We start from the raw sequence: 22,578 nt of genomic DNA on the forward strand, positions 1-22,578 counted from the left end.
CTGGCCCGCCCAGCATCCCCGCAGCTCCGCCGTTCGGTATCATGGCTGGAGAGCAGGGCCGTTAGCTCAATTGGCAGAGCATCCGGCTTTTAACCGGTGAGTTCAGGGTTCGAGTCCCTGACGGCCCACGTCGCAAGGTGGTTTCCGTGCATTTGCCAAGGGTTTCCTGGGGTCTTGTGGTTCGATCTCTCCCGGCCCCGGGAACTTGCGGATCCGATCTCGCGGCACCCGCGGATCCTGCCGTAGCCGGGCTATTTTCTCCGCATAGCGGCTGTGGCGAGCATCCCTGATCCAAAAACGCACCTTCGATCAGCAGGCGGGTCGTCGACCGGCGTCCCCATCCCGAAAGTGAGATTCTCATCGCTATACCCACTGCTCAGTTCTCCGCACCGGACACGACACAACCCCGGCCGCGCCAGGCACTGCCACCGCTGACCAGCAACCTCTTCCAGGCGCCCGACTTCGGCGAGACCCACGCCGACGCTCCCGACGCGACGGAGCCCGGGCCCGGGCCCGGATCCGGATCCGGATCTGCCGACCGCCGCCCTTCGGGCCAGGCGAAACCGACCTTCACCGCCACACAGCGCCGTCCGCCGCGTTCCGGTAACCGTGGGGCATCGACACGGACGCGAGCCCAGGGCCAGTCCGGCGGCAGGTTCTCCCCACGCAACCCCTCCGCGTGACTTCCTGATCAGCGCCACTGCATTCAGCTCGAGTCGGCGCGGTCAGGCCGTCCAGTTCTGCTTGCTCAGGCCGGGAGCTCCGCCGAACTCGGAGCTGTTGGCTGTGACGACGCCAGACCACCTGTGGGTGGGTGATGCTCCATGATGGGCGGCTTCGCCCGGCACCATGGCCAGATGGACGCCGACCCGCTGATGACCGTTATCGAGGTGGCCAATCACCTGCGCCTGACGGCGTCGTCGTGGCGTGCCGAGGTCGCGGACGGAACCGCGCCGGCCCCGGACGAGCCGGATGACGACAAGCCCGTCCACCGTCGCCGCCCGCGTTGGCGCCGTTCGACGGTGGATGCCTGGAATGCGCAGCGACGTCTCCGCGGCCAGTCGCAGGAAGCCTAGGCGGCAGTGGCAGGGGCCACTGGCAGGGAAGGCACGTCGCCCTCCGGGTGTGACAGCCGTAGCGTTGGCGCCGTGAAGGTGCTCTCCGTCAACGTCGGCAGGCCGCGCCCCAACCTCTGGAAGGGCCACGGTTCGACCGGTATCGACAAGCGGCCCGTCGCCGGCCCGGTCGCCGTCACCGCCCCCGGCCCCAAAGGCACCGGGGCGGTCGGGCTCGCCGGCGACCGGGTCTACGACGTGAAGCACCACGGTGGCACTGACCAGGCCGTCTACGCCTACGCCCGTGAGGATCTCGACGGGTGGGAGGCCGAGCTGGACCGGCCGCTCGCGAACGGCGTCTTCGGGGAGAACCTCACGACAGCCGGCCTCGACGTCAACGGTGCCCTGATCGGTGAACGTTGGCGCGTCGGGCCGGACGTCGTCCTCGAGGTGTCGTGCGCGCGGATCCCGTGTGCGACGTTTCAGGGCTGGCTGGAGCGGGACGGCTGGATCAGGAGGTTCACGCAGGCGGCACTGCCCGGCGCCTACCTTCGTGTGATCGAGCCCGGAGACATTCGCGCCGGCGATCCGGTCGAGGTCGTGCACCGGCCTGACCACGACGTCACCGTCGCGCTCGTCTTCCGTGCGATGACACGTGAACCGGAGCTGCTGCCGCGGCTGCTGGTCGCCGACGCGCTGCCGGAGGAGAGCAAGGACCGGGCCCGCAGGCGTACGACCGCATAGGCGATCGGCCTCAGGGCGCGTCGAGCCGCGGTCGGCGCGCCCAGGCCGCGAACATCGGCACGCTCACGACGAGGCGGCTTTCGTCACGGCTGACGGCCCACCACGCCTCGACCTCGCCCTCGGTCAGTAGACCCGCGGCGACGATGTCTCGCCGGAACCGTTCCACGAGCAGCCGCCAGGCGAGCCAGGAATCGGTGCCGCCGCGGGTCTGGACGCCCTGGTACTGCGCCGACTCGTCGGTGAGCCCCAGGCTGAGCACATCGCCGAGCAGCCGGCGCCCGTAGGTCGCGTCGAAGCCGGCTGCCTCGCCACCGGCCGCACCGGCCATGACCTTCTGCAGGGCCCGGATCATCGCCGTGTGCACCGGTGCGGCCGGGACGAGGAGGTCGGCGCAGGTCCAGTCGACCTCCTCGACCAGCAGCCAGCCACCTGGCGCGACTGCCTCTGCGAGCCGCCGCAGCGCGTCCGGGTGCGGGTGGAGGTGCGCGACCAGAAGCCGCGCGTGGACGAGGTCGAAGCTGCGCCGGGGCAGGTCGTCCACCATGACGTCCATCCGCCGCACCTCGACCTGCGGTGGCAGCTGGTCGAGGAAGCGGGTGTCACGGTCGACGGCGAGAACCTGGCCGGCCGGGCCCACAACCCCGGCGAGGGCTCGGGCAACCGAGCCGGTGCCCGCCCCGGCCTCGAGGCAGCGGTGCCCCGGCCCGATCCCCAGGCCGGCCACCAGCCGCATCGTGCCCGGATCCCACATGTGTGCCATCGCCTCGAGGCGTGATCGCTCGTCCGGATGCGCCTGGTCCAGAACGTAGGAGGACGACTGAGCCTTTTCCGTCATCGACTCGCACCTGTTTGGTCGGTTGATTAAGCCTTCTCCACCGTCGGATCCGAGCCGCAGCAACAGCGCCTGACGAGTGTGAGATGGAAAAGGCTCATTGTTGATCAGGCCGGATGGATCCTCCTCGTATTCTTTCGTGGCTTGCGGATCTCTCCTCGGTCATCCGCGCTTCCTATTGGCTCATAGGTTTCCCTGCCTGGTACGGAGAACCAGCGCGGCCGGTGCCCGGAGCGCTGGAATGATGGCGGTTCTGATCACGGCAGTGTTTCCGGTGCCGCCAGTGCCGCCAGTGCCGCCGGTGCCGGATCCGGCACCGGAACCGGTCGGCGGAGGATGCTCTGAGAGAGGACGTGGACGTGTCCACTGTTCCGCAGGTTGTCTTCGACGCCTTCCACCCGGCGCACCGGTCGAACCCCTACCCCCGGTACGCGGCCGTCCGTGAGTACACAGCGCTCTACCCGCTGCGGCCGGACATCCTCATGGCGACCCGTTACCGGGAGTGCGCGGCGGTCTTCGCGGACCCGCTGTGGGGGCACGGGTACGAGGACGGCATAAACCCGTTCCGGCCGGGCGTAGATCCCGACGACGTTCCCGGGTCGATGCTGCGGATGGATCCGCCGAACCACACCCGGGTGAGAGGCCTGGTCAAGAGCGCCTTCATGCCGCGCACCACGGCCGGAATCCATGATCGGATCGAGAGTCTCGTCAACAGGCTGCTCGACGCGGCGATCGAGGCCGGCGAGGTGGACCTGATGGAGGCGTTCGCGCGTCCGCTGCCGCTGACCATCATCGGAGACCTGCTCGGCATACCGCGCGAGGACCACACCCTGGTCCAGAAGTGGTCGTTGGAGATCGTCCGCGGTACGGACCCGGACATCCTGCAGACTCCCGAGAGCCTGGCTCGCAGGCCGGCGGCCATGGCGGAGTTCGAGGCCTACTTCGCCGCGCTGCTCGCCCGGCGGCGCGTCGATCCGCGCGACGACATACTGACCGGGCTGTGTGCGGCCCAGGACGAAGGCCAGCTGAACGGCGGTCGCGAGCCGCTCGGGCTCGCCGTCGGGCTGCTGATCGGCGGCTACGAGACGATCTCGGACGTGATCGGCAAGAGCGTCGTCGCCCTGCTGCGCAACCCCGACCAGGTCCAGCGGTGGCTCGCCGACCCGGATCTGGCGGCACCCGCCGTCGACGAGCTGTTGCGGTACGAGCCGCCGGTGCAGTTCACCCACCGGGTGGCACTGGCCGAACGCGAGGTCGCCGGGCACACGTTCGCCCGCGGCGACGGCATCGTCATCTTGACCGCGGCCGCGAACCGCGACCCGGACGTGTACACCGACCCGGACCGCCTGGACATCACCCGGTTCGCCGGCCGGGCCCCGGCGCCGCGCCACCTTTCGTTCAGCGGTGGGCCGCACTACTGCCTCGGCGCGCACCTCGGCCGGCTGGAGACCGAGATCGCGATCGACACCCTCCTGCGCCGTGCGCCCGGCCTGGCACTGACCGACGAGCCTGTCTGGCGTGACACGGTCGCCATCCACGGCCTGGACACGCTCCCGGTCCGCCTTCGGGCCTGAGCCTCTCCAAACCTGAGCCTCTCCAGGTGCGAGGTTTGCCAGGCCTGAGGCTTCCCAGGGCCGAGCCACGAGGGAGCCGGCTGGCCTCACCGCCCACCGCCGTCCTGCCAGGTGCGGCTGATTGCGAGGGGCAGGCGGCGTATTAGCATGCGGGCTGCACCAAAAGCCGGGCGGGCATTGGTGGCTGCGGAGCGGCTGTGCCACGCATTCGAGGAAGGGGCCTTCTCTGCGGCGACCGGGGGGTTGGCTCCACTGCCGATTGCGGTGTTCGTCTCGGAGAGCAAACGACCATGAAAAAAGCAACAAGGATTTTACGAACTGTTGTGGTGGGTGCCCTGCTGGCCGTGGTGGCGGCCTGTGGGGGGTCGTCCGACACGAGTGCTCCGGAGGCGTCCTGCACCAGTCCCGGTGTCACCGCGGACAAGGTCGAGGCCGGCGTCGTCATTTCGGATTCGGGGAGCGGCAGCGATGCCTTCTCGTCCGCCCGTGCGGGCGTGAACGCAAGATTCAGGCTGGCCAACGCAAACGGCGGCGTCCACGGGCGCGACATCGAGTACACCTGGCGGGACGACGCAAGCCAGCCGGAGGAGAGCGTCAGGGCCGCCAACGAGCTCGTCCAGAAGGAGTCCGTCTTCGGTATTCTTCCCATCACCACGGCGCTGACCGGCGCGCTGGACGGGCTGCAGAAGGACGGCGTTCCCGTCGTGGGGTTCGCGCTGCCGTCGTGGTCGTCCTACAGCAATCTCTTCGCCTACAGCTACATCTCGGATCCGACGGCCATCGGCCGGTATTTCATGAACGCCGGCGCCACGAAGGTCGGCTTCGTGATGACGGGCACGGCCGAGTCCACGACGCAGGCCGCGCAGAAGTACCTGCGGGCGTTCGCGGCGATCGGGCTGGACACCACGGACATGACGCCCTACGTGGCGAGCGTGGACAGCCCGACCCAGATCATGGGCAGGCTGAAGGACGCGGACGTCGATGCGCTGATCGGCTTCACCGTTCCCACCGACCTCGCCAACCTGATCGGTGCGGCGCGGGACATCGGCATGCCGCTCAAGGCGACGATCTCGCTCACCGGCTATGACCAGACGGTGCTCCAGTCGCTGGGCCAGAAGCTGGCCGGCGTCTCGTTCGACGTGCACTTCCGCCCGTTCGAGTCGCCCGACGCCGCCATTGACACCTACCGGAAGGCGATGGCGACCTTTTCGCCCGAGACCCAGTCGGACCAGCAGTGGGCCATGTGGGGCTACATCTACGCCGACATGTTCGTGAAGGGGCTGGAGGTCGCGGGTGACTGCCCCACCCGGGACAGTTTCATAACCGGGCTCAGGCAGGTGCACCAGTACAACGCGGGCGGCCTGATCGAGACGGTCGACTTCGCCACCAACGCGACGCAGCCGGCGCCCTGCATGTCCTTCGTGCAGATCAACGCGGCGGGGTCCGCGTTCGAGCTCGTCAACGAGCGCCTGTGTAACGACGGTACGACCGGCCAGTAACCGCTACCCGCGCGTCCCGGTGCGGCCGACGTCGCTGTCGGCCGCACCGAGCACTGGCCGCGGGTCAGCGCAGCCCGGAGCGGACGAACGCGTCGATGACCTGCCGCTGCATCACCAGGTAGATGGCGAAGATGGGCAGGCAGGCCAGCCCGGACGCCGCCATGATCGCGCCCCAGGCGTCGCCCTCGGCGCCCAGGAAGCTGCGGATGCCCAGCTGCACCACCGAGTTCGCGCGGGGCAGCACGAGCGCGGGCCACAGATAGTCGTTCCAGGCCGTGATGAACAGCAGGATCGACAGCGAGGCGAGAACCGGGCGCAGGTTCGGGATCACCACGGTCCACAACGTCGTCCAGGACCCGCGTCCGTCCATCTTGGCCGCGTCGAGCAGCTCGCGGGGAAAGGCCTGCATGTGCTGGCGGAGCATCAGCACGGCCAGCGCCGAGCACAGGTTGGGCACGATCACGCCGGCGAGGGTGTTGAGCAGCCCGATGTTCGACAGCACCAGGTAGTTCGAAACCATCGTCACCTGGAACGGCACCAGCCAGGTGGCGACGAAGAGCAGGAACAGCAGCCCTTTCCCGCGGAAATCCCACGCGGCGAACGCGTACGCGGCCAGCAGGCAGACGAGGAGCTGGCCCACCGCGGTCACCGCGGCGATCACAAAGGTGTTCGCGAGCAGGGTTCCGACGTCCAGGGAATCGAAGACGATCCGATAGTTCTCCAGGCTCAGCGGCCACGGGAACAGCGAGTTGTCGTTGACGTCGCCGGGGCGTCGGAACGAGCTGGCGAACATCCAGTAGATGGGGAACAGGCTGAACAGGCTCAGCACGATCATCAGCAGATGGCGGCCGGATGCGGGCAGCCAGCGCCGCCGCGAGGTCCCGGCCGCGGCGCCGTCTCCTGTCTCCGCCGTGCCCGCCCCCGCCGAGCAGGAGACCGCGGCAGCTGTGTCTTCCTCGGCAACTGCGTCCTCCTCGGCAGCGCCAGCCGAAGAACGGGCAGCTGCCGAGCGAGCGGCTGTGCCAGTCGAGGCGGAGGGTGCGGCGAGGGGCTCGGAGATGCTCATTTCGCGGAGTTCCTCAGTCGTCATGGAAGCTGAAGCGGTCAGCGAGCTTCACCAGGCCGGCGGCGAGCAGACCGAAGCAGCCGAAGAACACGAGCCCGGCGGCGGAGGCCAGTCCGGAGTCCATGCTGCGGAAGCCGAACTCCCACAGCAGGTAGTAGACGTTGGTCGTGCTGTCCGCCGGGCCACCCTGGGTGAGCACGTCGATCAGCGGGAAGGTCCACTGGCCTGACAGCAGCACCGTCATCAACAGCATGAACAGCAGGGTCGGCCGCAGCAGCGGCAGCGTGATCCAGCGCAGGATCTGCCAGCGGGACGCCCCGTCCATCTCGGCGGCCTCGGCGTAGTCGGGGCTGATCCCGGACAGCCCCGCCGAGACGACGAGCACCGCGAATCCGAGCATCTGCCAGGCGCAGATCGCGAGCACGGCCGGCAGCGCCGTCGACTCCTCCCGCAGCCAGTTGTGATCGCCCAGCCCGAACAGGCGGTTCAACAGCCCGGACGGGTCATACAGCCAGCGCCACACGGCCGCGGTCGCCACCGGCGCGACCAGCATCGGGACGAAGACCATCGCGCGGTAGGCCGTCCGGCTGCGTTCCCCCAGCCGGCGGGTGACCAGCGCGATCACCGTGGGCAGCACGATGGAGAACGGCAGCAGGCCGAGGACGTACCAGAGGGTGTTCAGCGCCGCGCCGCGAAGCTGCGGGAGCTGCAGAACCCGCTGGAAGTTCGCCAGCCCCACGTAGGTCTTCGGCGAGGTGGGCAGCAGGTTCCAGTGGTAGACGGACAGCTGCGCCGCCTCGACCAGCGGCTTGTAGGTCCACAGCACCAGGCATGCCAGCGCCGGGAGCAGGTAGAGATAGGGCGGTGCGGCGCCGCGTAGCCGGTGGGCCAGGCCCGGCCGGGTGGCCGAGACCTGGCCAGGCCCGGCCGGGCTCGTGGGCGCCGCCGTCGCCGCGGTCAGCGCGGCTTCGACGAACACGGGTCGTGCTCCTTACTCTCCGCTTGCTTCCTCGGTCTTCTCCACCGCGTCAGCGGTGCCCGGACGGATGGATCAGGCGGAGGTGAGCCCGTACTCCGCGGCAAGCTCGGCCATGTCGGCCAGGTTCATCTCGTAGACCGCGGCACCCGGGTCGACCGGTACCGAGGTCGCGACGGCGCCGAGCGGGAAGACGTCCAGCCGGGTGTAGTAACCGCCGGTCAGGCCGGCGAACTGGTCGGCGGGGCCGAGGGTGCGCGCGCTGTAGGCGGTCGCGCCGGCGACCCACACCGGCACCCCGCCGATGCTCCCGGCGGAGGCGTGGTGCGCGTGCCCGCAGACCACGATCTTGACGTCGCTGCCGCGCAGGACGTCGGCGAGCTCGGCCGACTGGCTGAGGATCATCCCGTTGAGCATCTCGACGGGCGAGGGCACCGGCGGGTGGTGCAGGGCGAGTACCGTGCCCGCGGGCGCGGCGGTGGCGAGCTCGTCGGCGAGCCAGCCCAGCTGCGCGTCGGAGAGCAGGCCGGCGTGCTCGTCCGGCTCGGTGCTGTCGAGGACGATGATGCGCAGGTCACCCGCCCAGTGCACGTAGTCGTGCGGGGTGTCGGCGGTCGGCTCGGCGCCGAGCAGCCCTTCGCGGAACGGCCCGCGGCTGTCGTGGTTGCCCATCACGTAGAGCACCGGCGCGCCGATCCGCTCGGCGACGGGCTCGACGGTGTCCCGCAGGCGGCGGTAGGCGTCGAGCTCGCCCTTGTCGGCGAGGTCGCCGGTGAGCAGCAGTGCGTCCACCTGGACGCCGGACTTCTCCACCTGCTCCAGCGCGGCGACCAGGTTGGCGTGGGTGTCGACCTTGCCCATCATCAGTGAGCCCTCGGGCACGATGTGGGTGTCGCTGATCTGGATCACGGTGTGGGTGAGCTTCTGCGGCTCGGGAATCAGGAACATGGTTCGGCCTTCCGTGCGAAGCGGAGTCGAGGTCTGCGCGGGGGAGACCTGCGCGGGAGAGGCGTCAGGCCGTCGAAACATCGTCGGTCACCGGTTGTCGCCGGTCACCGGCTGTTGTCGGCTATCGGCTGCTGTCGGTCACTGGTTGTCGTCGGTCAGCAGTGCCTCGACCAGTCGGTCGAGGGCCTGCGGGGTCGCGCCGTGCGCCAACAGGTAGCCGCGGACGTCGCCGTGCCGGGCCCGGATGCGTTCCAGCGTGTCGAGGATGAGCTGGGGCGGGCAGGCCATCACGTTCGTCGGGAGGCCGCCGGCGCCGTCGCCGGCCCCGGCCAGCTGCCGCACCGCGGCGATCGCCTCCTCCCGCAGGTAGCGGGCCGTCAGCGCGAAGTCGGCGGCGATGGTCTCGTCCGGCACCCCGCACAGGTCGAGGACCATCGCGACGACCATTCCCGTCCGGTCCTTGCCGGCGCTGCAGTGCACGATGCCGGGCAGTGCACCGGGTTCGGCCAGGGCGAGTACCGCGGCGGTGAGCCGGTCGCCGCGGTTGTCCACGGCGAAGTCGTAGATCGCCTGCAGGCTGACAGCGGCGCCGGCGCCGCGCAGGACGTCCATCGCCGCGTTGGCGCCGGCCGCCGCCGCGGCGCCCGGGGCGGCGGCGGCTGCCTGTGCCGTGTTGGCCTGGGCCGTCGCGGGGGTGGCGTCCGTCGGGGCGGCGTCCGCCGGGGGAACCGTGTAGATCGGTACCCACACCGAGCGGGCCGGGAGCTGCCCCAGCGCGTCCGGTTCCTGCGCGCGCTCGCCGGCTTCCCGCAGGTCGACGACCGAGCGCAGGCCGAACTGGGCGAACCGGGCCCGGGCGGTGTCGGTCAGGGCGTGCATCGCGCCGCAGCGCAGCAGTGTGCGCCAGCGCACCCGGCGCCCGTCCGTGGTGCGGTAGCCGCCGACGTCGCGAAGGTTGACGGCGCCGGGCAGCTCAAGCCCGCGCCGGTCGCTCTCGGCGCTCTCGGCGCTCTCGGTGACCTCGGTGTTCTCAACGGTGTCGACGGTCATCTCGCTCACTTCGTCGGGAGGAGATCGTTGGCCTGACGCTGGGCCTCGGCCAGGGTGGACTTCGCGTCCTTGCCGCCGTAGACCGCGCTTTCGACCGCGGTCATCATCAGGTCGCCGATCTGCTGGTAGTCGTCACCGGGGAAGGAGACCCACGGCTTGAGCCGGGTCAGCTGCGCGAGGTTCGGCTTGATCAGGGGGTTCTTGTCGGCCCAGTCCTTGAGCGTGGCCGGGTCGTCGACGAGGCTCGGCCGCAGTGGCAGGTAGCCGATCTTCGACGAGATCACGGTGTAGGCACGGTCGCTGGTGAGGAACTTGATGAGCTCCCAGCTGGCCCGCTGCTTGGCCGGGTCGGTCGAGAGGATCGTCAGGCCGGAGCCGGAGTTCGTCGGTACCGCGGCCTTCGAGCCGAAGCCGGGCTCGGCCGCCGCCCGCAGCTCCCAGCCCCCGGCCTGGGACTGCTGAATGAACAGTCCCTGGACGGCGCTCGTCTCCAGAAGCATGCCGAGGTCACCGCGACCGAACGTCTCGAACGCCTGCGCCTGCGACAGGTTCGGGCTCACACCCGCCTTGACCAGGTCAGCCGCCATCTGGACGGCTCCGACGGCCCCCGACTCGGCGAACGTCAGCTTCGTGCCGTCCTCGGAGAGCACCCGGCCGCCGTTGGAGAGCACCAGCGACTGGAAGCACCAGTCACCGGAGGACTTCGTCAGGCAGTCGATCAGGACGCCGCCCTTGCCGGTCTTCTCCTTGATGGCGGTCGCGGCCGTCTTCACCTCGGCCCAGGTCGTCGGGGGCTTCTCCGGGTCGAGCCCGGCCTGCCGGAACAGGTTCGCGTTGTACCAGAGCACCGGGGTGGAGAAGACGTACGGAACCGCGTAGGTGTGCCCGTTGACGTCACCGAGTGTGCGCGCGGACTCGGCGAAGGGATGGTCACCTTCGAAGTTCGCCTGGACGGCGTCCTTGCCGACCAGCGTGTCGATGGGCTGGGCGCCCAGGCTGGTGGCGGCGAAGCTGAGCGCGTTGAAGGTGACCTGGGCGACGTCCGGCGGATTGCCGGCGAGGGCCTGGTTCTTGATGCTTCCGACGATGTCGGTCTGGCTGGCGCCCTGCGGCGGCTGCGCCTTGACCGTGATGTTGGGGTGTTCCTTCTGGAACTCGGCGAGCAGGCCCTCGATCGCCGGCTTCCAGGTGCCGGTGGACGTCAGGTTGTAGCTCTCGAAGACGATCGAGACCTTCTGGTCCGCGGAGAGCTCGGGAATCGTGCTGGTGGATCCGGCGGCGTCCGTCGTCGAGGCGGCGGGTGAGGACGACGTCGCGCAGGCCCCGGCGGTCAGCGCGACGAGCGCGATGCCGGCCGCGGCGAGCGACAGGCGTGGTCTGGCCACGTGATGCTCCTCTGCATGATGGCGTGGCGAATGAAGGGCGATCGAACGAACGGGATGAACGGGACGAACGGGAAACGTTGATCGCGGGGAAGCCGCGGCCTGGCGTCTCGGCGGCCTGGAGGTCCGGCGGCCTGGAGGTCCGCGTCAGACCGCGGCGGCGACGGGCTGCTGCGGCAGGTGCTGTGTACTCGGTGTGTGCCGCGGGCTGGCGTCGTCCGGGGTGGGCTGCCAGGCGAGGCGGCGGCCGCTGGTGCGGTCGAAGAGGTGCACTTGGCCGAGGTCGACGGTGAGCGTGACGGCGTCGCCCCGGCTCAGCCCGACCGGGCGCGGCCCGCGCAGCGCGACCGGCTGGCCGCCGATCTCACACCACGCGACCTCCTCACCACCGAGGTTCTCGACGCCGGTGACGACTCCCCGCAGCCGTGCCCGCTCGGCCGATCCGGCTGGCGCGGCCGATCCGGCTGGCGTAGCTGTGTCGGCGGGCGCAGCCGAGCCATCGGCGTCGCGGACGACCCGCAGGTGTTCCGGGCGCAGGCCGACCGTCACGTCCCGGGCGGCGTCCGAGCCGGCCCACAGTGGGATCTCCAGGTCCGTGGCCGCCACGCGCAGCCGGCCGGCGCGTTCGGAGATCCGGGCCGAGAGCAGGTTCATCGGCGGCGAGCCGAGGAAGCCCGCGACGAACACCGAGGCGGGATTGTCGTACACCTCGGTCGGGGTGCCGATCTGCTCGAGACGTCCACCGTTGAGCAGCGCGACCCTGGTCGCCATCGTCATGGCCTCGACCTGGTCGTGCGTGACGTAGACGAACGTCGAACGGAGGCGGTGGTGCAGCGCCGACAGCTCGGTCCGGGTCGCGGTGCGCAGCTTGGCGTCGAGGTTGGACAGCGGCTCGTCCATGAGGAACGCCTGCGGTTTGCGCACCAGCGCGCGGCCGAGGGCGACTCGCTGGCGCTGCCCACCGGAGAGCTCCTTGGGACGTCGCCCCAGCAACGCGGTGAGCTCCAGCTGCCCGGCGACCTCGCGGACCCGCTCGGCGATCTCCCGTTTCGGCAGCCGGGCCGCGCGCAGCGGGAAACCGATGTTCCGCTCGACGGTGAGATGGGGGTAGAGCGCGTAGCTCTGGAACACCATGGCCAGGTCACGGTCCCGCGCCGGCGCGTAGGTGATGTCGGTGTCTCCCAGCAGAACGTGCCCCGCCGTCGGCTCGATCAGGCCGGCGATCATCCGGAGCAGGGTCGTCTTGCCGCATCCGCTCGGTCCGAGCAGCACCAGGAAGTCGCCATCGGCGATCTCCATCGAGATGTCCTCGACAGCGTGAACGGACCCGAACTGCCTGGTAAGGCCCTCGATCCTGATCCCAGCCACCCAGCCCCCTTCGTGTACCACGGTTTCAAGATTCGAAACTGTCATGGCTTGCTGTTACATGAGGAAGGGTCGGCCAGTCAGATGAACAAACCGGGACGGACGGGGGAACGGGCGCGGTAACTTGCGCGACGATGCAGGTCAGAGGCATCCGCCCGGCTCTGGTCACGGAAATCTTGATCGTCAGTACGCCGGGTCGCCTGAGCCGTGTATGAAATGCTGCATGGCGACACCCGGGAACGACACGTCCACCGCGCCGGCAGGGGCCCCGCTGCCCGGCGGGCTGTTCGCCGTCGTCCAGGCCGCGCTGCCGGGGCTGATCCGCAGCGAACGGCGAGTGGCGGAGGTGTGCCTGGCCCAACCGGACGATGTCGTTCAGTGGTCGGTCGCCGAGCTGGCCGCGGCGGCGGGAGTGTCGACGGCGACCGTCGTACGCGCCTGCCAGCACCTCGGATTCCGGGGCTTCCAGCACATGAGGCTGGAGCTTGCCCGCCAGGCCGGGGCTCTCTCGCTGCGTGACGCGCGGGCACCGCTCCCCGACGACCCGCCCGAGCGGGTCGTCGACGCAGTCTTCGCGACCGCGGCGGAGGCGCTGACCGACGCCCTCGGGCCGCTGGACCGCAGCGCGCTCGCGCCGGCGGTCGACCTGCTGGTGCACGCGAACCGGCTGCTGCTCGTCGGCAACGGCGGCTCGGCGCCGGTCGCTCAGGACGCCGCGCTGCGCTTCATCACCATCGGCCGACCGGCCGAGGCCCCGACCGACTCGATCACGCAGGCGCTCGCGGCCCGGCTGCTGGCCCCGACCGATGTCTGCATGGTGATCACCAGCAGTGGGGCGAACGAGCCGACCCTGCGGGCGGCGGAGGCGGCGCGTGCCGCGGGCGCGCCGGTGATCGCGATCACCAGCTACTCGGCGGGGCCGATCACCGAACTCGCGACGGTGCTGCTGGTGGTGGGAACGCCAGGCCTGCCCCTGGGCAGCGAGACGATCGCCAGCAGACTGTCATCGTTGCTGCTCCTGAACGCACTGCAGCTCGCGGTGATGCTCCGGATTCCCGCGGACGCCTCCGCCCGCAACGCGGTCGCGATCAAGGAAGTGCTCGACCACCAGCTGCGCACCGAGGCTCCGTCGTCGCCACGGCGACGGACCACCCGTTGAGATCTGCGGGGCACGGCCTGAACAGCAACGCCGCAGGGCGTGCGAAGCGAGTCGGACGGATGTCCACTCGTATTCGCACGCCCTGCGGCGCGACGCGACTGTGCTGACGCGGGGGTCAGGCCGCGTTTCCAGCGGAGTGCCCGGACTGCCTTCCCCGGGCCCGGTGCCTGCATGGCACCGGTGATCTTTACGGCTTCTCGATGAGCGGAACCGGTCAGCCGGTGTAGTACGGAACGCCGGGCACGGCCGACAACGCCGCCGGAGCCGCAACGGGTACACCGCCGCCGCCACCGCCACCGCCACCGCCGCCGCCACCGCCGCCACCGCCGCCACCGCCGCCACCGCCGCCACCGCCGCCGCCAGTTCCGGTCCCGCCGCCGCCGCCACCGCCACCGCCGCCGCCGCCGCCAGTTCCGGTCCCGCCGCCGCCGCCACCGCCACCGCCGCCAGTTCCGGTCCCGCCGCCACCGCCGGATCCGGTACCAGTGCCGCCGCCCGTCCCGCCCCCACCGCCGGTGCCCGTGCCGCCGCCCCCACCGGTTCCGCCGCCGCTGGAACCGGTTCCGGTCCCACCGCCACCGCCACCGGTGCCGCCGCCGCCGCTACCGGTACCGGTACCGCCCGTGCCGGTCCCACCGCCACCGGTGCCGCCGCCGCTACCGCTACCGGTACCGCCCGTGCCCACACCGCCCGTGCCGCCCCCGGTGGTCCCACCTCCGGTGCCGCCGGGTGTCGCTGTGGCCGTCCCGCCGCCCGCGCCGGTTCCTCCGGTCGACGTCCCGGTTCCACCACCGCCGCCGGTTCCCGGGGTGCGGGTGGCGACGCCGCCACCGGCCCCACCCCCGACGCCGGCCTTCGTCGGGCTCGCACCGATGCCCGGCCCGCCCGAGCAGTTCGAGACACCGACCGCTGGGACCGTGACGAGCAGGCGTCCCGTGGCCGCGCTCCACGGCGAGGCGATGACCGCGAGCGCGCGTGTTGGCAGAGTCATCGACTCGCCCGGCGCGATGGTGGAGATCCCGGAGCCCTGGCTGGTGTCGAACCAGCCGAAACCGTAGGCGTCGGTGGAGTGGTTTCTGATTTTCCAGAGCGGGCCCTGCGCGGTGCACGTGTACGTGAGCGCCAGCGGGTTGACCTCGAAATCCTCGATGCCGTTGATTTCCCGGTCGAAGGGAATCGTGAAGGGCAGCAGGGAGAGGAACTGGTCGAGTGTGGCGTCACCGGTTCCGCCGCCAACCGGCCTCGCGGACGGGCTGGTGATCACGGCTCCCATGCTGGGGGCCGCAGTTGTGGCCAGCGGGCTTGCGCTGGCGCTGGGGGTGGCGCTGGGTGACCCGGTCGGGTCCAGGCCGATGGTTATTCCGTCCTGCGCGGGCCAGGTTGCCTCCGGAGTGGCGAAGATACTGCTCATGATGTCGGTGGTCGCGGTTGCCGTCGGCGTGGGCTCGGCCGAGGCGGGCAGAGCCGCCGCCGTGAGTGCCGCGCCGAGAACGCCGGCCGTCACGGCCCGCATTCTGTTGATGCGCATGAATCCCTCTCCCTGACTGTGGCGAGTCGCCAGGGCACTCGCCGACGGCGCCCGCCGAACCACCGGTTTTTCCGGATGTGGTGGTTGTGCAGGGTGCGGATCAGCGCCTGCCGGACAGGCTCGACTGACGCAGAAAGCTACCCCGTTTGGTTAGAGATGGCCTAGTCAGGTCCGGTCCAGAAAAGATGCGCGAGTGTCCGTCCGCACTAATCGCGTACTGCCCGTCCGGCCCGCGGTCGCCACCGGTGGAGTGATCGACGCAGGCGGACGAATGATCACCAGAAAGATCTTTCCTGCTGGCCGGTCGGCCCTCGATCCGACGGCATCACAGGTGTCTGCGGGCTGATGACCTGTCCTTATGTCCGTAAATAAGGCGGTTCGGGGCGGTCGGCGGCGGCTGCTCATCGTGCGTGAACGAGTCGCTGCGGTGACTGGCGCCGTCGCCGACCGGAGCCCCGGAGGGGGTAGGGCGAACGGGGAGCCCGAATGTGCCGCCGCTATTCTCGGCACCAACGGGTAGGCAAGTTCGGGTAGGAACCGAAGGTGTCCACCGGTACGGGGGCAAGGCGGTACGGCGCGCTTCACAGCCCTTCCAGCAGACCTGGACGACCCCCTCGAACGGGGGTTTACAGGATGTCACTCACCGCATTGTTAACTACTTCGGATCGACTTGTTGCGGGCCTGTCCTGGGGCGATGGGAAGGGCTGTTCTCAATGCTGGCCGTGGTCGCGCCCGACATCCGGTGTGCAGCCGGCTTCTCTCGAAGGCGGTGCGGACAGGAGGGCCGTGTCACGGTGAGGTAAATTCGCGCGGCGGTCGGTCCGAGGTGGCAGGATTTTCGCAGATTCCGGCGCTCCATGGTGTCGGGTGCTCGGTGCCGTCGACGGCGCCCGGGAGGTGCGAAGATCTGGTCATCCCGGTGTCCCCGTGTCTCGGCGTGTCCAATCACGGGTCTTGGCGTGTAGGGAAATCCCGACCTTCGAGCCGCTGCTGCTGCCGACCAGAATCCTCGGATCTTCGAGTCCCGGCGGCGGGTTGCCGGGGCAAGATCTGAGGATCGTGGTCGTTGGGATGACCGAAATCCTCAGATCTTCGAGCTGCGGCTTCGAGTTGCCGCTGCTGCCGGGCGAGACGATCACCGAGATCCTCGATCCTCCCGGTAGCGAGGGTGCGCGGCGGACCTGGGGCGCCGCCGTTGTCACAGAAAGCGGTATCGAGATTACGGTTCGTGCTTCGTGGGTGATCGATCGTCACGAGATGGGCCTACGATGACCTGACATGTGGCTGGAGCGCGCAGAGGGAAGCGCGCGGAGGAAGGAGGCCGGACCGTGGTCGGGCACGTCCCGTTTCCCGCGATCGACCTCGTATCGGTGCGGGCGGCAGTCGAGGGCGGCGAGACCCTGACCGTCGAGTTCAAGGGCGAGCGCCGCCGTGCGCTGGATGACCGGGAGATCGTCGAGGCCGTCGTGTGCCTCGCGAACGGGCGCGGAGGCCTTCTGCTCATCGGGGTCGAGGATTCGGGTGCGGTCACCGGGGCGCGGTCGCGGCATGGCGGAGCGACGGATCCGTTTCGGCTCCAGGCGATGATCGCGGCCTCGACGCAGCCTCCGGTGCAGACGTCCGCCATCACGGTGGACGTCGATGGACTTCCCGTGCTGTGTGTACAGGTCGAGGACAGTCCGCGGCTGGTCGGCACCACGAGGGGCATGTACCAGCGGCGCACCATCGGCGGCGACGGCCGCCCAACCTGCGTGGCCGTCCATTCGCACGAGCTGCTCGCGCACGAGATCGACCGGGGCGCGTTCGACTATTCGACACTTCCGCTCCCGGACGCGAGCTGGGCCGACCTGGACCCGTTGGAGTTCGAACGGCTCCGCAGGCTGATCCGGGAGTCCGGCGGCTATGGCGACCGGGTGCTCGCCGAACTGGGCGATGAGGATGTCGCCCGCGCGCTCGGCCTCGTCGAGCGGAACGGTGAACGGGCGGTGATCACTGTCGGTGCGCTGCTCCTTTTCGGGCGGCAGGAGGCAATCCGCCGGCACTGCCCGGGCCATGAGGCGGCGTTCCAGGTGATGGAGGGCCTGTCCGTCCAGGTCAACGACTTCTTCACCTGGCCGTTGTTTCGGCTGGCGGAAGAGCTTCTCACCCGGTTCCGCGCGCGGAACAGCGAAGAGGAGATCCAGTTCGGGCTCCTTCGCCTGGGCGTGCCCGCGTACTCGGAGACCGCGTTTCGCGAGGCGATCGCGAACGCCCTGATCCACCGGGACTACACGGCTCAGGGCGCGGTGCACATCCAGTGGCAGGACGAACAGCTGGAAATCTCCAACCCGGGTGGCTTCCCCGCCGGGATCACTGTGGACAACTTTCTCGTCGCGCCGCCGCGGCCACGTAACCCCCGCCTCGCGGATGCCTTCAAACGGGCCGGCATCGTCGAGCGGACCGGCCGTGGCATCAACCGGATCTTTGCCGAGCAGCTCCGCTTCGGGCACAGCCCGCCGGACTACCAGCGGACGACCAGGGACTCCGTTGTGGCGGTGCTCCCCGGCGGGAAAGCGGATCTTGCGCTGATCCGCTACCTGGCGGAGCAGGAACACCAGGGGCAGCCGCTCACGTTGCCGGATCTGCAGGTTGTCACCGAGCTCTCACACCAGGGCAGGATGCACACCGACGAGATCGCTCGGCTGCTCCAGACGGGAGAGGCGGAGGCTCGCCGCCAGCTTGCCCGGATGGTCGAGCGGGGTCTGGTGGAGGCGCGCGGCGAGCGCAGGGGCCGCACCTGGCACCTCGCGGCTGCCGTTTACCGCGAGCTGAGCAAGCCGGCCGCCTATGTCCGGGTTCACGGCTTCGACCGGGCGCAGCAGGAGCAGATGGTGCTCAGTTACGTCGCGGCGCACGGCCAGATCAGTCGGACGGAGGCGGCGAACCTGTGTGCGCTGTCTTCCAGCCAGGCGTCCAGGCTCCTGCGGGAGATGGCTCGCGACGAGGGGCCACTGCTGGCCACCGGCGCAGGGCGCGCGACCGCGTACACCCGACGCCCCTAGGCCCCTGGCCCCGAGCTCGCAACGCGTCTGGGCCGGTGCGGGTGCGCGATTAAATCGCGCATCAGAAAAATCGATCGCGCGCGCGCGAAAATGCGCGCAGGCGCCGGGCCGTGCGCGCGAACCGGCGGCTGGTGGCAGCCGCCGGTGTGGCCGGGGCGGGGGTCGCTTCGGGAATCGTTAGTCGGTGGTGAGCGGCGGGGCCGTCCAGTCGATCAGGTGTTCGGTCGCGGTCAGCCGGGCGGCGAGCAGGACCGCACCGGTGGCCGGGGAGATCCGCGGCCAGACGAAGCGCGCGCCGGGGCTGTCGGCCGTCACGTGGCCGGTGAACGAGTCGAGGAAGGCGGGGCCGGAGCGGAAGGCACCGCCGACCATCGAGACGGGGAAGTCGCCGGTCAGGCCCGTGCGGCGGATGACGGTCAGGGTCTGCTCGGCGAGCAGGCGGCCGGCGTCGGCGAGGATCCGGCGGGCGACGTCGTCGCCGTCGGCGGCTGCCGCGGCGACCTCGGTGGCGAACGCGGCAATCCCCGACTTGTCGAGGGTGCCGTAGATCAGATCGTCGATTTCCTCGATCAGGGTGAGGCCGTAGAAGGCGAGCAGGCGGGGGACGACGGCCGACCAGGGGGCCCGCCCATCGCGGTACGTCACCGCCGCGCGCAGCCCTTCCAGGCCGATCCAGTAGCCCGAGCCCTCGTCGCCGAGCAGGTGGCCCCAGCCGCCGCAGCGCCAGGTCCGGCCGTCGGCGGCCACGCCGAGGGTGTTGCTGCCGGTGCCGCTGATGACCGCGACCCCCGGTTCGCCCAGCGTGCCGGCGGCCCAGGCCGCGACGGTGTCGTTGAGCACCAGCGTGTTCTCGGCCGGCGCGAGAACGGGCAGTTTGGCCAGCAGGTCGGCCTGGTTCTCCTCGGTGTCCGCGCTGGCGATCGCGAGCACCGCGCCGGCGAGGTCGCCGACGCCTGCCCCCGCCGCGTCGAGCGCCCCGAGGATCGCGTCCGTGATCGAGGCGGTGGCGGCCTCGATCCCGTTGACGTCGGGGTTGCTCGGCCCGGCGGTGAAGGTGCTCAGGGCCAGGCGTCCGACGTCGAGCACGGCTGCGGTGGTCTTGGTGCCACCGCCGTCCACCCCCAGCAGGTGCGTGCCGGGCCGGGTGGGCCGCCGGGCCTCACCGCGGCTGGACGGACGCAGGGCCGGCGGCAGGATGATCAGTGGGCTCAGGTTCTCCCGCGGTGGGCTGTGCACCTGTGCTGTGCCTCGCAATCGGCGTCGTTCCCGGAGCCGTTCGGGTCCGGTCGATGATCTGTGTGCTTGACGATCTACAAGCGTTCGCTTACGTGTGCTCGCTCTCCGGTACCCGTCCGAGGAGGCCGGACGGGGCCGGTGACGTCGGCCCGGGTGTGGTCCGAGCGTCGCCTGAAGGTGGCTGGAAGGGGCGCGTACGCCGGGCACCGGGCGAGTCGTCCGGCTGGGAGTTCGGGCGATGGAGCGGACGTCCTGGCGGCGGCGCCGGCCACCCGGCCTGCGGTGACGTGGACGGGGCTGCCCGAGCGGCGGTGGCCGGGCGGCTTGCGCGTGGCCAGGCCCGTGTGCTTCATCCTGCCCCGGTGGGACCTCTGTATCCCTGTGCGTCCGGCCACTCCAGGTCTCGTTCCGGCTTCGCTGGGAGACGGTAGTGGGGTGACCGATGACGACGACGACTGGGCACCGCCACCCGTGCCGGACGGAGACGGCGACCCGGTGGCCGCCGTGGACGAGGCGTTCACCGAGGCCGAGCTGGCGCTGGTCGCCTTCGAGTGGCTGCCGGACGACGATGAGCTCGACGCGGCGGCGACGATCCTGCACCACACCGACCAGGCCCGTCAGCGACCGGACACGCCTCTGCGCAGAGTGCTGCACCAGGCGCTCGGTGAGACCTACCCGCAGCTGACCGCCTGGCGGCCGCGGCCGCACTACCTGTACGCGGTGGTCAAGACGCTGCACCAGCTCGCGTCCGACCGGGCGGCCCAGGAGGACTCCGCGGCCCTGCTCGTCGGCTGGGACAGGCTGATCGTGCTGCTTCGTCAGGTGATCGAGTCGGCGGGCGGCGCGGACGACGCGGGTGGCGCGGGCGGCTCTGGCGGTGCGGGCGGTTCGGGTGGCGCGCCGTCGGGTTCTGCGGGGCCGGGCGCGCGTTCATAGTCGACGTGACGACTCGGGTACGGCGGGGATCTTCAGCCGCTTCCGCGACGGAAAAGGGAAACCAGGTGGTGTTGGGAGCACTCCTCACCGAGTATCTGTCTCGTGTCCATTCCACGGCAGGGGTCCACGTCCAAAGGCGATCGTGTGAGGGGTGAGCGTTCCGGGGGCGGCGCCGGCGACCTCCCCTTCGTCGTCGCCCTCGACGACTCGGACACGCCCTACGACGTCGTCGACGCCCTCGCGCTGGCGCCGTTCACCAACGGGGACCAGCCCTGGGCCCGCAGCGTGCGCATCGACCGGCTGCGGCCCGGGGCGAGCCTGCTGCCGGTCGGCGCCGAGATCGTGCGCACGGTGGTGGAGGACTCGCGTGACTCCCGCCTGGCGACCGGTGACGGCTGGACGGTCCGCGCGGTGCGCTGGCGCGGCGGCAGCGCCGAGGTCCTGGTGACGGCGGTCAGCGAGGAGCTGGCCCGGACGGTGCTGGACGGCGTGGTCCGTCAGGCGGCGGCCGAACCCGGCACCGAAGGCACCGTGACCATGGGGTTCTGGTACCTCTCCGCCCAGYGCGGCCCGACCCGAATCATCCGCCGCGCCGCGACGACGGACTGGCCGTCGATCCGGCGGAACTATCCGGCCTCCTCGCTGGAAGCCCTCGACCGCCTGATGACGATGCGCCCCGAATCGCTGGTGGGCCGTCTGATCCTGCTGCACGGGCCGGCAGGGACCGGCAAGACGACGATCCTGCGTGCGCTGGCGCACGAGTGGCGGCGCTGGTGCCAGGTCGACTGCGTCCTCGACCCGGAGGCCCTGTTCGGCGACCCCGGCTATCTGATGGAGGTCGCGATCGGGTCGGACGACAGCGACGACGACGAGGCCGCCAGCGGGGCGAGCATGGCGTTGGAGGCCCCGGCGGGCAAATCCGAGGATGGCACCGGGAGTGCCAGAGCCGCGCTCGCCGACGCCGCCGATCCCGATGTCGGGAAGTCCGGTCCCGACGCCGGGGAGCACGACGAGGGCGACGAGGACGACGAGGGCGATGAGCACGACGAGGACGACGAGGACGACGAGGACGACCGGGACGACGGCGGGGCCGAGGCGGAGGCGGATCGGCCGCGGCGCCGCTGGCGGCTGCTCGTGATCGAGGACTGCGACGAACTGCTGCGCGGTGACGCCCGAAGCGTCTCCGGGCAGGCGTTGTCCCGGCTGCTGAACCTCACCGACGGTCTGGTCGGCCAGGGGCGGGAGGTCCTGGTCGCGCTCACGACCAACGAGCCGCTGGCACGGCTGCACCCGGCGATCGTCCGCCCGGGGCGCTGCCTGGCGCAGGTGGAGGTCGGTGCGCTCCCGCATGAGGAGGCCGTCGCCTGGCTGGGAGGCACGACGGGCGTCCTGCCGTCGATGACCCTCGCCGAGCTGTTCGCCCTGCGGGACGGGCGGCTGCCCGCGGCCATACCGGACCGGGATGGTCATACCGGCCTTTATCTGTAGTACGTTCTCCGGTGGCGCGACCTCGGGTCGCGCCACCTTTTCTTTATGCCCTGATGTTCCTCTTCCGGGGTATGGTCATGGCCTTTCATGATTAGTCCGTAAGGTGAAGAAGTGGTGTCGGCTGCGGTTGGGGTGGCCGGTGGGGGCGCCGATGGGAGCGAACCCGGTCCATTTCTGGTGATCGCTATCGCGCAATTCTCTGGCTGAATTCACCGTCGAGCGAATCAGGTAACACGCCTGGTGCCGTCCCTGTGGGACGGAACAGGTGCCGATCGACTACCATTCCAATCGCGGGAACGGCATTTGGGGATGCTCTGTTCTCGCTGAATCATCGATCGATAAAAATGTGGGGGGTTGGTTCCGGGGTCCGACCGAGAACCGCAGGGGGAATCACTGACAGCGCCGCATCGTGTGACGCCGCATGCTGCGGCGCCGCCGCATGCGGACGGGGCCGTGGGCCCCCGTGTACGCATGACCTGGCGCAGCGGCGGAGCGCCGTATTGCGGAGGCGTCGCGAAGCCGGCCGGGTGGGCCGCGCGGGCGGCGAACACCTGAGAGCAGCAGGTACACAGTTTGTCATGCCCATTTCCGGCGGACGTCAGCCGCCGATCAGGAAGAAACCAACCGCGGACCGGGGCGGCGCAGTGTGCCCTGCCGCATCACCGTCTCGGACGTCATCGTCCGCCGTCGCTCGATACC

Annotated in this window: 18 protein-coding genes and 1 tRNA gene; 10 read left to right on the forward strand and 9 right to left on the reverse strand. The window is 70.3% G+C overall.

Annotated elements, in window-relative coordinates; all coding sequences use genetic code 11:
* Positions 1 to 55: 55 nt before the first annotated feature.
* From CcI49_RS10615 to CcI49_RS10630, 3 genes are all read left to right on the forward strand, one after another.
* A tRNA-Lys gene (locus tag CcI49_RS10615) sits at positions 56 to 128 on the forward strand.
* A gap of 699 nt (positions 129 to 827) precedes the next feature.
* Entirely contained in the window at positions 828 to 1,076 is a 249-nt protein-coding gene (locus tag CcI49_RS10625; RefSeq protein WP_235498283.1) for a hypothetical protein, read from the forward strand.
* Between the two features lie 72 nt (positions 1,077 to 1,148).
* Positions 1,149 to 1,799 carry an MOSC domain-containing protein gene (locus CcI49_RS10630; protein ID WP_054569675.1) on the forward strand — a complete coding sequence of 217 codons (651 nt, stop codon included), beginning with the start codon at positions 1,149 to 1,151 and terminating at the stop codon, positions 1,797 to 1,799.
* 10 nt (positions 1,800 to 1,809) lie between these two features.
* On the opposite strand, the gene CcI49_RS10635 is transcribed toward CcI49_RS10630, so the two are convergent.
* A complete protein-coding gene (locus CcI49_RS10635) occupies positions 1,810 to 2,634 on the reverse strand; it encodes a methyltransferase domain-containing protein (RefSeq protein WP_076826072.1) in 825 nt (274 codons plus the stop codon).
* 356 nt (positions 2,635 to 2,990) lie between these two features.
* Between CcI49_RS10635 and CcI49_RS10640 the strand changes: the two genes are divergently transcribed.
* Positions 2,991 to 4,205: a cytochrome P450 gene (locus CcI49_RS10640; protein ID WP_076826240.1), complete on the forward strand. Its 1,215-nt coding sequence runs from the start codon at positions 2,991 to 2,993 to the stop codon at positions 4,203 to 4,205.
* 290 nt (positions 4,206 to 4,495) lie between these two features.
* Complete coding sequence (locus tag CcI49_RS10645; RefSeq protein ID WP_054569673.1) at positions 4,496 to 5,704, forward strand: ABC transporter substrate-binding protein; 1,209 nt, start codon at positions 4,496 to 4,498, stop codon at positions 5,702 to 5,704.
* 64 nt (positions 5,705 to 5,768) lie between these two features.
* Here the strand turns inward: CcI49_RS10645 and CcI49_RS10650 are convergent, their stop codons facing one another.
* The 6 genes from CcI49_RS10650 to CcI49_RS10675 all read right to left on the reverse strand — a co-directional run bounded on the left by CcI49_RS10650 (position 5,769) and on the right by CcI49_RS10675 (position 12,494).
* Positions 5,769 to 6,770 carry a carbohydrate ABC transporter permease gene (locus tag CcI49_RS10650; protein WP_083749422.1) on the reverse strand — a complete coding sequence of 334 codons (1,002 nt, stop codon included), beginning with the start codon at positions 6,768 to 6,770 and terminating at the stop codon, positions 5,769 to 5,771.
* Between the two features lie 13 nt (positions 6,771 to 6,783).
* Complete coding sequence (locus tag CcI49_RS10655) at positions 6,784 to 7,749, reverse strand: sugar ABC transporter permease (RefSeq protein ID WP_054569672.1); 966 nt, start codon at positions 7,747 to 7,749, stop codon at positions 6,784 to 6,786.
* Between the two features lie 72 nt (positions 7,750 to 7,821).
* A complete protein-coding gene (locus CcI49_RS10660; protein WP_076826074.1) occupies positions 7,822 to 8,694 on the reverse strand; it encodes a metallophosphoesterase in 873 nt (290 codons plus the stop codon).
* 138 nt (positions 8,695 to 8,832) lie between these two features.
* Positions 8,833 to 9,744 carry a tyrosine-protein phosphatase gene (locus tag CcI49_RS10665; RefSeq protein ID WP_076826243.1) on the reverse strand — a complete coding sequence of 304 codons (912 nt, stop codon included), beginning with the start codon at positions 9,742 to 9,744 and terminating at the stop codon, positions 8,833 to 8,835.
* Positions 9,745 to 9,749: 5 nt separating this feature from the next.
* The gene (locus CcI49_RS10670; RefSeq protein ID WP_076826076.1) at positions 9,750 to 11,129 is read right to left on the reverse strand and encodes an ABC transporter substrate-binding protein; all 1,380 of its coding nucleotides are present in this window, start codon (positions 11,127 to 11,129) and stop codon (positions 9,750 to 9,752) included.
* A 144-nt stretch (positions 11,130 to 11,273) separates the two neighbouring features.
* On the reverse strand, positions 11,274 to 12,494 hold the full coding sequence (locus CcI49_RS10675) for an ABC transporter ATP-binding protein (RefSeq protein ID WP_241839991.1): 1,221 nt from the start codon (positions 12,492 to 12,494) through the stop codon (positions 11,274 to 11,276).
* A gap of 220 nt (positions 12,495 to 12,714) precedes the next feature.
* Between CcI49_RS10675 and CcI49_RS10680 the strand changes: the two genes are divergently transcribed.
* On the forward strand, positions 12,715 to 13,650 hold the full coding sequence (locus tag CcI49_RS10680) for a MurR/RpiR family transcriptional regulator (RefSeq protein ID WP_235498281.1): 936 nt from the start codon (positions 12,715 to 12,717) through the stop codon (positions 13,648 to 13,650).
* Positions 13,651 to 13,864: 214 nt separating this feature from the next.
* On the opposite strand, the gene CcI49_RS42020 is transcribed toward CcI49_RS10680, so the two are convergent.
* On the reverse strand, positions 13,865 to 15,178 hold the full coding sequence (locus CcI49_RS42020; protein WP_076826080.1) for a hypothetical protein: 1,314 nt from the start codon (positions 15,176 to 15,178) through the stop codon (positions 13,865 to 13,867).
* Between the two features lie 1,071 nt (positions 15,179 to 16,249).
* Between CcI49_RS42020 and CcI49_RS10690 the strand changes: the two genes are divergently transcribed.
* Both CcI49_RS10690 and CcI49_RS10695 read left to right on the forward strand, forming a co-directional pair.
* Positions 16,250 to 16,450 (forward strand): hypothetical protein, encoded by a 201-nt coding sequence (locus CcI49_RS10690; RefSeq protein WP_131831058.1) that lies wholly within the window; start codon positions 16,250 to 16,252, stop codon positions 16,448 to 16,450.
* A 56-nt stretch (positions 16,451 to 16,506) separates the two neighbouring features.
* Positions 16,507 to 18,219, forward strand: coding sequence for an ATP-binding protein (locus CcI49_RS10695; protein ID WP_198955497.1), 1,713 nt, complete (start codon positions 16,507 to 16,509; stop codon positions 18,217 to 18,219).
* Positions 18,220 to 18,396: 177 nt separating this feature from the next.
* On the opposite strand, the gene CcI49_RS10700 is transcribed toward CcI49_RS10695, so the two are convergent.
* On the reverse strand, positions 18,397 to 19,473 hold the full coding sequence (locus CcI49_RS10700) for a BadF/BadG/BcrA/BcrD ATPase family protein (RefSeq protein ID WP_241839992.1): 1,077 nt from the start codon (positions 19,471 to 19,473) through the stop codon (positions 18,397 to 18,399).
* Positions 19,474 to 19,890: 417 nt separating this feature from the next.
* On the opposite strand from CcI49_RS10700, the gene CcI49_RS10705 reads away from it, so the two are divergent.
* Entirely contained in the window at positions 19,891 to 20,391 is a 501-nt protein-coding gene (locus CcI49_RS10705) for a hypothetical protein (protein ID WP_076826084.1), read from the forward strand.
* Between the two features lie 144 nt (positions 20,392 to 20,535).
* Complete coding sequence (locus CcI49_RS10710) at positions 20,536 to 21,879, forward strand: DUF5925 domain-containing protein (RefSeq protein WP_076826086.1); 1,344 nt, start codon at positions 20,536 to 20,538, stop codon at positions 21,877 to 21,879.
* Positions 21,880 to 22,578 lie beyond the last annotated feature (699 nt).

It is taken from the genome of Frankia sp. CcI49, from assembly GCF_001983215.1.
Lineage (GTDB): Bacteria > Actinomycetota > Actinomycetes > Frankiales > Frankiaceae > Parafrankia > Parafrankia irregularis.